We start from the raw sequence: 10,279 nt of genomic DNA on the forward strand, positions 1-10,279 counted from the left end.
GAAACTCGGGTGCCGAAGCGAAACTCGGGTGCCGAAGCGAAACTCGGGTGCCGAAGCGAAACTCGGGTGCCGAAGCGAAACTCGGGAAGGACAACAGGAACATTGAGTGCAAAGGAATTTAATTTTGAAGCTTCATTTTCCGGGATCTGTTTAATAAAGATATTTGATCATGAATTTCTTTCAGGTTACCAGTTCAGATGGGTCAAACTCATGATCTTTTATTCCTTTTTCACTTATCCTTTGCCTGAGCAGGTCAAGCACTTCTTCATCCGAGACATCATACCAGTTTTCATAAACCTGAGCAACAGCCCTGAAATAGACAGGTATATCGAGTACTACGAGTTCATCGGCTTCTTTTGCTATCGCGTCTGCTGCCTCTCTTCCTGCCACAGGCACAGCAACTACAATTTTTCCTGCCTTCCTGGCTCTGCAAAGTTTAATGGCTACCCGCATGGTAGAACCCATAGCAATCCCGTCATCGACAAGGATTATTGTTCTTCTTGAAAGTTTAGGCAGAGGATTTCCCCCCCTGAAAGCATTTACGCGCCTTTCGACCTCAGCAATCTGTTCCTGTTTGATCTTTTCAATAGTTTCCCTGGCGAGCCAGTAGCCGGCATTTTTTATAATAAAGGTACTCCCGTTCTCGGCTATTGCCCCGAATCCGGCTTCAGGGTTGTCAGGAAAAGGCAGTTTCCTTACAATAATAAGGGAGAAATCAGCTCCCAGCTTCCTTGAAACCTGCAGTCCCACTTCCACCCCCCCGCGCGGAATAGCAAGGATCAGAGGGTTTTCAGGCCTGTACATTTCAAGAACTTGAGCCAGTTTCTCTCCTGCATCTTTACGGTTTTTGAACATACTTCCTCCTCAGCTTCCCCCTTAACTTCCTGAGTTTGTCCCTCTTTCAATACCCCATTAAAAAACAACCCTTACAGGTGGGCTGTAGACCTCAACTGAAGAGCCTGAGGGGAGGGTCGTTTCCGGCAGGCAGAGGGCCAGTACCTGCCTTGCAACATCTTCCGGTTTGAGAGTCGGCACATCGGAGTATATGGAGTGGTACATCCGGGTGTCCACACCTGCAGGGCAGACTGCATATACCTGCAGCCCTCCTCCCACCTCGTAGGCAAGAGCTTCGGTTAGGCCTATTATCGCAAATTTCGAGGCGCAGTAAACCGAAAGCTTAGGGACCCCACGTTTTCCTTCCTCTGAAGCTATGTTGATGATCCGGCCGTTCCCCCGCTTCAGCAACTGGGGCAGGGCATATTTTGTGCAGTAAAAAATCCCCTTCACGTTTGTGTCCATTATTTCATCATATTCCTCTGTCGAGGTTTCCACAAGGTACTTATTGTATGCTACTCCGGCATTATTCACCAGAATGTCAATCCTCCCAAAGGCATTTACTGCCTTTGAAATAAGGTCCTTAACGTCTCTTTCTACCCTGAGATCGGTCTTTACTGCAAGAGCCCTTCCTCCTTTTCTCTCAACCAACCGGGCAGTTTCCCTGATCTCTTTCCCGGTTCTTGCAGCAATTACAACATCGGCTCCTTCTCCTGCCAGCGCCAGGCAGATGGCCCTTCCAATTCCCCTTCCTCCACCAGTTACAATAGCTGTCTGACCTTTCAGTTTCATAGAAGTCCCTTTATTAATTCTTTAGCAGGATGAAGGATATATCTTTGGAAGCATAGTTTCTGAGAAAGAGTTCTGAAAAGGAAATCATCAAGCTTAGCCCTGTTCAGGCTAAAAATTCGGAAGGAAAACTGAACCAGATATAAAACTGGATCAGATGTAAAGCTTAACCTGAGCAAATATCCGCCAACAAAGTCATAAAGAGGGAGGAAAAAGACAATTCAGGTGGATTCTCCCTTGCATGCCTTTTCGGTTATCCGTAAAACCAATGTTTCCCATCCTTTATAGCCTATCAGAGCAGCGGGACCGGCGGGGCATAGACCTCGATGACCGAGCCTGAAATTATGTTTGACTCCGGGAGAGCCAGTTCCAGGACTTTTTCAGCAACGTGGTCCGGTTTGAGCACAGGCCTGTCCTTGAACATGGAATGGTACATCTCCGAGTCCACTGCCCCCGGGCAGACGGAATAGACCATCACCCTTCCGCTCAACTCGGAGGCCAGGGCTTCGGTCATTCCGTTTACCGCAAACTTCGAGGCACAGTAGACGGAAAGGTCTGAAAGCCCGTGTTTGCCTGCGCCTGAGGAGATATTAATTATCTTACCGTTTTCGCTCTTTTCAAGATAAGGCACAGCGTATTTCGTGCAGAGGAAAGTCCCCTTAACATTTGTATCCATCATCTCGTCGTATTCTTCAATTGAGGTCTCTTCTATGTGGTTCATGTGTACGACCCCAGCATTGTTGACGAGGATATCAATCCTCCCACACTTCTCGATGGCCTTCAGGATCATACCCTCAACATCCGCTTCAGATCTCACATCTGCCTGGATCTCAAGGGATCTGCTCCCTATGTTTTTGACCATTCTTGCGGTTTCTTCGATTTCTTCCCTGTGCCTTGCCACAATGACAATATTTGCTCCCTCTTTTGCCAGCGACAGGCAGACCGCCCTCCCGATCCCTCTGCCCCCTCCAGTTACGATTGCTGTTTGGCCTTTTAAGCTCATCATCAGTATCACCTGTACTTGAACAGTTTTATCCAGTAATTTTTTATTTAATCTCAAATTTAATAATCGGATCGGAGGACGCATATACTTTTGGAAACATAGTTCCATAATAGGGTTCAGGAATAAATATCTCTTTCAAACTTAATTTCTTGCGACATGTTCTTTCATAGCTGGTTTCAGGTTCTTTTTCTATTGATTAACTTGCCTTCCTTGAAAAAAAGCACTGATTTCTCCGGAGCCCTGGCTGAGTTCCTGATGGCAGGAAGATGAAAGTTAGAGCTGCCGGTTTATTCCAGATATTCTTCAGGTTCACTCCAGATATTCGCCGTCCAGATAGCAATACTTCCAGTCTTCTCCGGGCTGGAAAGACTGAATTATGGGGTGTCCGGTCTCCTGAAAGTGTTTTGTTGCATGCTTGTTTTTTGACATGTCACAGCATCCCACGTGCCCGCAGATAAGACATATCCTCAAATGCACCCACCGGTCTCCGCTTTTCAGGCATTCCCCACAACCCTTTGAGCCCGGTTCTACATCTTCTATTTGTATCAAATCTTTGTGCTCACAAACCATGGTTTTCCTTCGGTTCAATTTCTTAAAACGTGAATCATGTGACAGTCACCTTGCTAAACCTCCACCTTGCAATAAGGAACATTATTCCTGCAAAAGCCAGCAGGGCAAGGAAGGAGACAAGGATATCGCTCTGGGTGTAAGTATAACGGATTCCTATCGCAGAAAAGTCGCTCCCTATTGCAAAATACCTGATCCCGCTGACCAGATGGGTAAGGGGATTGATTGTGGACAGGGCCCGAAGCAGTGGAGGAAAAGAACTTACAGGATAGAGAGCATTGCTCGTAAAAAAGAAGGGCATGGTAAGCAGGGTTATCACTGCCTGCATACCTTCCGGGCTTTCCATGCTTATGGCGATTGCAGCCGAGAGAAAGAGGAAGCCCAGGGAAAATATCCCGACAAAGAGCATGATCCCGAGCAGGGAAACTAGAAGCTGCATCGGGCTGTAGCCTTCAAAAAACTGGACCCCGAGCAAAAGCCCGAACCCCATGATAACGGAGGCCTGGATAAAGGACTTGGTCATGCCTGAAAGCCCTATCCCTATAATGATGTGGATTCTCGGAAGCGGGCTTGAAAGAGTTTCCCGCATAAGCCCCCAGTTTTTGTCAAAGAGCAGCACGGTCCCCCCGAAGAGGCTTGTAAAAAGCGTGGTCATGGCAATGACGCCTGCCCCTATGAAGGTAAGGTAGTTAACAGACCTGACCCCGGGAAAAACCGGGAGAGTTGCAGTCACACGATCAAAGTTGTTGGACATCGCAATTCCAAAAAACGCAAGCCAGAGAGCCGGCTGGACAAGAGACGCAAACAGGAGGGTCCTGAACCTGACAAACCTGAGCATATCCCGCCAGTAGATGGTAAGAAACCCCGTGTGCATCTTTTAACGCCTCCCTGCCCGCACGATTGCCACCGACCCCTTCTCTGCTCCCTCGTCCCTGAACTCCCTGCCGGTGTAGTGGACAAAAACATCATCCATTGAAGGTTTTTTGAGGTTTACGGCCTTAACCCTGATCCCCCCGTTTCGAAGTAGCTCCATGACCTCAGGCAGCAGATAGGTGCCGTCCACATTGACCATGACAACTATTCCCTTTGATTTTTCCCTGATCCCTTTTACACTGGAAAGCCCTTTGAGCAAACCTGAAGCAGCAGCATTGTCACTGCTTTCCAGGTAGATAAGGTCCTGTCCAAGGGCGTTTTTTAACTCCCAGGGCTTGCCCGTGACAATGATTTCTCCGTGGTCTATGATGCTGATCCTGTCGCTGAGCTGGTCGGCTTCGTCCATATAATGGGTTGTCAGGAAAATGGTTGTGCCCTGCTGGTTGATATCCTTTACATATTCCCAGATCCTTATTCGGGTCTGAGGGTCAAGCCCGAGTGTAGGCTCGTCCATGAAAAGCACTTTTGGCCGGGTCATAAGTCCCCTTGCAATCTCAAGCCTGCGTTTCATCCCACCGCTGAGGTGCCTTGTCAGAGTATCCCGCTTTCCTTCAAGTTCGACCAGTTTAATAAGCTCTTCAATCCGTTCCTGCCTTGCAGTTTTCGGCATGGAATAGAGCCTTCCGTGGTACTCCAGGATCTCCCGCACAGTCATGTCCCGATCAAGGGTCAGCTCCTGAAAAACAATCCCTATGGATTCCCTTACCTTTTCAGGCTCTTTTTCCACGTCATAGCCGGCAACCTTTGCTGTCCCCTTCTGGATCATCAGCAGGGTGGTGAGGATATTGATTACAGTACTCTTCCCAGCCCCATTTGGCCCGAGAAAAGAGAAAATCTCGCCTTCCTGAACAGTAAAACTGATGTTATCGACGGCTTTTACGTCGCCGAAGGAATATTCAAGGTCATTTACCTCGATGATGCTGCCTTCCAGTGTCAGGACCCCTATCCCTTTTCCTAAGGAGATTCGACCTTAAGCGATAAATAGATACTTTACTTCCGGGATGGCATTTTCTAGAAGTCCAGTTAAAGTGATCTAAAAAAGTTTTAAAATATATTTGAAGGAAAACCTGTTTTGAGCCGAAAGGCCCTGGTTATGTACCATAAGTAGCTTAATCCCAATAAAGAGTCAGGATCTACTTGTCTCATACCAAGGGCACTCACCGCCCGCTTTGTGGGCGGCCTTTTGAGAAAAGCAGATTTCTGATAAATGATTGTAAAAAAGTTCCAGGCCGCAAAGCAGCCAGGCTTTTTTTTCTGCGAAGGACGTCTCTATTCTTAAGGCCTTCATTTTCCAGAGATAAATAACTTAATTCCCTATAATATACTCCTTCAAATCCGATTTCAGAATCCTTTCGATTTCTCCCCAATTGCTGTCCCTGGTTTCGGTAAACATGTACCCGAAGAAGCCGTACTTCTCATGGTCGGCTTTCCTGAGTTCCAGGGGCTTTTCAAGGTCCGAAAGCAATTTTTCATAATCAAAAGCCTTTATTTCATTCAAATTCAAATCTACCGGCTTGTTCAGCATCACAAGGCAGAAGCTCTTTCCCTCCCTGCCTTCGAGAATCCTTTTCCAGTCCGGTTCAAGCTGCCCAAGGAAGTACCTGTAAGTGTTAATCCCATATGCAAAATAGGCGAGATCTGTTGTACACCAGCCGGCAAAACGCATGGGGTTCACCTCAATGGGCTGGATTCTCCTGTCGTTACCTATCCGCAGCTCGATATGGAGGGGGAAATTCTTAAGCCCTGCCAGTTTCCCTATTTCCTTCAAAAGGTCTTCCACAGCTTCCCGATAAGTTTCTATAACCGATTTTGAAGTAAAGTATACCCTGTCGCTAACATCGTTTTCCGAAGAGAAAATGTGCTTGAAGATGTTCACGACTACCGGCTTTCCTGCACTGTTGAAGTAAGCATCAACCGCAAACTCTTCTCCTTCGATATTTTCTTCGATAATAAACTTCCCGGTATCAAGAACCTGCACCGGATAGCGTCCCTTAATTTCCTCGACTTCGGCTTTTATGCGCTGAAGGACTGAAAACCATTCCTCGTTAGTGGATACTTTGTACACCCCGAGGCTAAAAAATCCAACAGCAGGTTTTATGATGAAGGGCTTTTTGATATCCTCAACCCGGATCTCATCCAGCTTTTCAAACTCAACGCCCTGGAAATAGAAGTCAGGATATATCCTTTCCAGCAGTTCTCTGAATTTGATTTTGTTCTTGAAAAGTTCAATTTTTGCAGGCAACCCTGTAAAATCCAAATTTTCAGAAATCCAGCCAAGGGAGTTTTCGGAGTTGGAATAAAGGGAACATTCACCCTTTTCTTTTATTAATTTTATAAACTCAGCTTCTTCAAGGAGCCTCAGCTCTTTTTTGGCATTTATTTCGGCTGCCATTTCATTTTTTAAAACAGGAATCTGCATCTCTGCAGCAGTATCTTTTAAAAAGTCGGAGACGTAGGGGTGGTCGAGTATTAACATTTTTATAACCTTTTTTATGGTCTTTCGGCCTGGAAACCTGAAGTCAGATAATAAGATAGGTTAGTAATATTTATTGTGGAGCTATTAGAAATCTCTTCTTCTCTTTGTATCAGAACGTCTCTTTGTATCAGAACGTCTCTTTGTATCAGGATGTGGTGCGGGAAATAAGTTTTAAAAGAATATTTTTGTCATCGGAATCTATCCAGCCGGTGAAATAAAGGACTGCAGCAAAAACCGGGATGGAAGCAGCACTGAGGACGAGAATATCCATATATGGTCCGAACAGGATAATAAGTAGAGATATCACGCCTGCTCCTATAAGGGGAGAAACGGCTCCTTTGAGCGGGTTTTCGTGTAAAAGGTTCTTATGAATCCAGAAAAGACCGAACATCATTGACCCGAATACTGAAAATACAGTCGCGATAGCTGCACCTACGTAGCCATTTGAAGGGATCAGTATCAGGTTTAAAATTACGTTTAGAAATGCGGCTAATATGGCTGTTTTTGAGATTATTTGCTGGTTCCCGCTCGAAACGCATGTGGAACTGATAAGAACACTTATGAACGTGATAGCTGTTGCCCAGATAAGGATTTGCAGCGCAATTATTGATTTCTGATATTCCGGCCCGTAAAAGGTCAGAATGATTTTCTCCGAAGCAAAGGTTACCAGGACTGCAATCAGCAGACCTGCTGCGAAAAGATACTTAAAAGTCCTGGCATATGCAAAACTGAATGAATCAAAAGAATCCTTAAAATATTTTGACATCAAAGGAAATGTGGAAGTTGTAAACGCTGTCGGAAAGAAAACAAGTGCATCCGTAAGGCGATAGGCAGCAGAATAAAACCCGACTTCAGCATCTCCCCGTAAAAAGGAGAGCATAAGGACATCAATCCTGAAATATACAACAGTAAAGACCGAGGCGACTGCAATCGGAATAGCTTCTTTTAATAGCTGTTTTATTAAAGATAGATCAACATCGAAGGATACTTTAACTAATTTTTTTGAGAAAAGGATCATCAATAAATTATGTATAAGGGTGGCTGAAACCGAGGCAAAGATAAAAACATTAAGTGTCGAATGATTTGCAACAGCCAAAAAAATAAATATAAGAAGAAAGACCCTGCTGATCAGGTTGAAAAATAAAGAGTATTCCATTCTCAATTTTGCTTCATATATAGTTCCGTAGGCTCCGGTTCCGCTGATAAGCAGTCCGAGAGACACTATATACAATGCATTTTTTGTGGAGGGGGGGAAATTTATGATATTTATAAAAATAAAAGCTAAGATTAATGCAACGAACGCAAGGAAGAATTTTATTATCGTCCCGTTGCCGATCAGTTTCCCTGCTTTTTCGGGATATTTTGCAGCCTCCCTTACAAGTATTTGATGGACTCCCAGGTCAGGGATGAAACTGAAAAAATAGATAAAAGCAAAAGCAAAACAATATATTCCGTAATCCTCGGGGCCCAGGTAACGGGCAATGTATAACATGGCGAAGAAACTGAGAATATTTGTTGTTATGCCGTTAAGAAACAAAAACCCGCTATTTCTCGCAAGGTATTTAATAGTCTGCATAAAAATATCTATAAGGACAATGTGACAAAGGAATATAACTTTATTGTTGAACTTATTCTGAAGCCATTATTAAAGTGTGCACAAAATAATACATCTTCCGGAATAAAATTCGTTGGAAACTGGTAAAACTCCTTAATACGGCAACTATATATCCTTGCAAATTTCTTTAGTTGTTGGGGAGAGTGAATTATTTGTGTATGTTTTGATAACGCCTGTTAAGGATGAAGAAAAGAATCTTCATGAGGTAATCGAGTCCGTAATTTCCCAGACTGTAAAACCTGTTCTCTGGTTGATTATTGATGATGGAAGTACTGACAATTCTCCAAAAATAATACACAGCTTTGTGTCCAAACATGCCTGGATAAAAACTATACGTTTGCCGCCTCATCCGAGAGACATAATTTTTCACGTATCTTATGTATATAAGTCCGGATTTGATTTTATTGTAAAATATTGCGGCAGACATAAAATCCAATATAGTTTTATTGCTTCAATGGATGCGGATACAGTACTGGAAAAAGAATACTTTGAAAAGATATTGCATAAATTTGAATCCAGCAATAAGTTAGGTATTGCAAGTGGAGGACTATACCATGAAATTGATGGAAAATTAAAGCTGTCCGGACAGGCTGAAAACTTCCCATCAGGCACCGGAAGAGTCTGGTCAAAAGAATGCTTTTTTGATACTGACGGCTTTTCATTAGAACCTTCTGCGGATTCAATCTCAAATATAAAAGCCATAATGCGGGGCTGGCAGATTCAAAGATTTAACGAAATACAGATGGTAGAAAAAAGATTAACAGGCAGTGCAGAAGGTTTGTGGAAGGGGTACAAATACAACGGATACATGGCTTACTATCTAAATAAAAATCCAATCTTAATATTACTGAATGTGTTTAACTATACCCTGAAAAAACCACACTATACCGGAATAGCCTTTTTACTGGGGTATATAAAGCCCTTTATTAAACGCGAAGAAAGAATAAAAGACAGGGAAATCCGGGAATATTACTGGACTTCGAGGTTAGTCGAATACAAGAATTTAGTAATTGGCAGACTAAAATCCCTGGTTTCCACAACTTAAATAATATTTTTTTCGGAAGAATTTCCGTTAAAAACGATATTTTAAAATATTTTCTTCAAGCTCCAGAAAATGGGATTTTGGGATATATAAACTTGTTTTCCTCAAAAAGTCTCAGAGATCTTTTTCTGTATGTATTCCGGTTCAAGTTTCGTTTCTCAAAATCGGAATTTGCAGTTATGCATCAGTGTCTTTTAAAATTCGTAGCCGGCTCAGACAAAGCTCAGAAACCATTCAGAAGCACACAGGCGACGATACTTGTTGATTCTCTTGTGATGAGTTCAGGGTTTATCTGGAAGAAAAAGGAGCAGAAATCATCCGGGGGCCGAATAAGGTTCCGACCGGCAGGAACATAACGGTAAGTCATCCGGACGGGGCGGTAGTAGAGTATGTGCAACACTCAAAATCCCCGTGAAAGAAGTTCGATCAATTCAAGCGGCAAAATCTGTAAAATCGCTGTTTAAAGTTTAAAAATTGATTTCTATTGTAGTGGGAGGAAAACTTCCTGCCGTTAAAATTGACCTGTTTATATATAATAACCCATATGGTTTTATTTTAAGCTCCCAGTAACTTTACTATAGTTTACTGATGAAGACTCCTTGAAGGGGGTAGTATATGAACAATAATGTCAAAAATCTACGTTTTCCGCCTCTGCCCATTGAAGAATGGGAAGATACGAAGAACACGCTGCACCTGTTTCTGCAGATCGTGGGGAAAATAAGGCTCGGGTTGTTTCCGAAAAAGAACCACTGGTGGCACGTGCCTTTTTATGTCTCGGTGCGCGGGCTTACGACCGGGCCAATTCCTTACAGGGGCATAACTTTTGAGATGGAGTTTGATTTCAAGAACCATGTTTTAAGGATCGAAACAAATGAGTGGGCTTCCAGGACCATTCCCCTGAAGGGACTTTCCGTGGCTGAGTTTTATGAAAATGTGTTTTCATGCCTGAAAGAACTCGGGATTACTGCAGAGATCAGGGCCTGTCTCTTATACACATCTCCGAGCCCACGAGACGGACTC

Annotated in this window: 10 protein-coding genes; 2 read left to right on the plus strand and 8 right to left on the minus strand. The window is 43.8% G+C overall.

Annotation, left to right across the window (positions count from 1 at the left end):
• Positions 1 to 180: 180 nt before the first annotated feature.
• The 8 genes from EO95_RS00800 to EO95_RS00835 form a co-directional block, all read right to left on the minus strand.
• Entirely contained in the window at positions 181 to 855 is a 675-nt protein-coding gene (locus EO95_RS00800; RefSeq protein ID WP_048131368.1) for a phosphoribosyltransferase, read from the minus strand.
• A gap of 57 nt (positions 856 to 912) precedes the next feature.
• Positions 913 to 1,626: an SDR family NAD(P)-dependent oxidoreductase gene (locus EO95_RS00805; protein ID WP_048131369.1), complete on the minus strand. Its 714-nt coding sequence runs from the start codon at positions 1,624 to 1,626 to the stop codon at positions 913 to 915.
• A 289-nt stretch (positions 1,627 to 1,915) separates the two neighbouring features.
• The gene (locus tag EO95_RS00810) at positions 1,916 to 2,629 is read right to left on the minus strand and encodes an SDR family oxidoreductase (protein WP_327037131.1); all 714 of its coding nucleotides are present in this window, start codon (positions 2,627 to 2,629) and stop codon (positions 1,916 to 1,918) included.
• Between the two features lie 306 nt (positions 2,630 to 2,935).
• On the minus strand, positions 2,936 to 3,175 hold the full coding sequence (locus EO95_RS00815; protein ID WP_235282793.1) for a UBP-type zinc finger domain-containing protein: 240 nt from the start codon (positions 3,173 to 3,175) through the stop codon (positions 2,936 to 2,938).
• Positions 3,176 to 3,230: 55 nt separating this feature from the next.
• Positions 3,231 to 4,067: an ABC transporter permease gene (locus EO95_RS00820; protein ID WP_048131371.1), complete on the minus strand. Its 837-nt coding sequence runs from the start codon at positions 4,065 to 4,067 to the stop codon at positions 3,231 to 3,233.
• A 3-nt stretch (positions 4,068 to 4,070) separates the two neighbouring features.
• Positions 4,071 to 5,090, minus strand: a complete 1,020-nt coding sequence (locus EO95_RS00825) for an ATP-binding cassette domain-containing protein (protein ID WP_327037132.1) — start codon at positions 5,088 to 5,090, stop codon at positions 4,071 to 4,073.
• Between the two features lie 342 nt (positions 5,091 to 5,432).
• A complete protein-coding gene (locus tag EO95_RS00830) occupies positions 5,433 to 6,602 on the minus strand; it encodes an ATP-grasp domain-containing protein (RefSeq protein WP_048131372.1) in 1,170 nt (389 codons plus the stop codon).
• A 145-nt stretch (positions 6,603 to 6,747) separates the two neighbouring features.
• The gene (locus EO95_RS00835) at positions 6,748 to 8,178 is read right to left on the minus strand and encodes a flippase (RefSeq protein WP_048131373.1); all 1,431 of its coding nucleotides are present in this window, start codon (positions 8,176 to 8,178) and stop codon (positions 6,748 to 6,750) included.
• A 154-nt stretch (positions 8,179 to 8,332) separates the two neighbouring features.
• On the opposite strand from EO95_RS00835, the gene EO95_RS00840 reads away from it, so the two are divergent.
• Both EO95_RS00840 and EO95_RS00850 read left to right on the plus strand, forming a co-directional pair.
• Positions 8,333 to 9,262 (plus strand): glycosyltransferase family 2 protein, encoded by a 930-nt coding sequence (locus EO95_RS00840; RefSeq protein ID WP_235282794.1) that lies wholly within the window; start codon positions 8,333 to 8,335, stop codon positions 9,260 to 9,262.
• 612 nt (positions 9,263 to 9,874) lie between these two features.
• Positions 9,875 to 10,279 (plus strand): DUF5996 family protein (locus EO95_RS00850; protein ID WP_048131375.1); only part of this gene is annotated, 405 nt, incomplete at its 3' end.

Source organism: Methanosarcina sp. 1.H.T.1A.1, from assembly GCF_000979295.1.
Taxonomy (GTDB): domain Archaea; phylum Halobacteriota; class Methanosarcinia; order Methanosarcinales; family Methanosarcinaceae; genus Methanosarcina.

What these genes read in the sequence shown, in the direction of transcription:
- EO95_RS00800 (WP_048131368.1), bottom strand. Translation starts at nt 855, where the DNA reads ATGTTCAAAAACCGTAAAGATGCAGGAGAGAAACTGGCTCAAGTTCTT.
- EO95_RS00805 (WP_048131369.1), bottom strand. Translation starts at nt 1,626, where the DNA reads ATGAAACTGAAAGGTCAGACAGCTATTGTAACTGGTGGAGGAAGGGGA.
- EO95_RS00810 (WP_327037131.1), bottom strand. Translation starts at nt 2,629, where the DNA reads ATGATGAGCTTAAAAGGCCAAACAGCAATCGTAACTGGAGGGGGCAGA.
- EO95_RS00820 (WP_048131371.1), bottom strand. Translation starts at nt 4,067, where the DNA reads ATGCACACGGGGTTTCTTACCATCTACTGGCGGGATATGCTCAGGTTT.
- EO95_RS00830 (WP_048131372.1), bottom strand. Translation starts at nt 6,602, where the DNA reads ATGTTAATACTCGACCACCCCTACGTCTCCGACTTTTTAAAAGATACT.
- EO95_RS00835 (WP_048131373.1), bottom strand. Translation starts at nt 8,178, where the DNA reads ATGCAGACTATTAAATACCTTGCGAGAAATAGCGGGTTTTTGTTTCTT.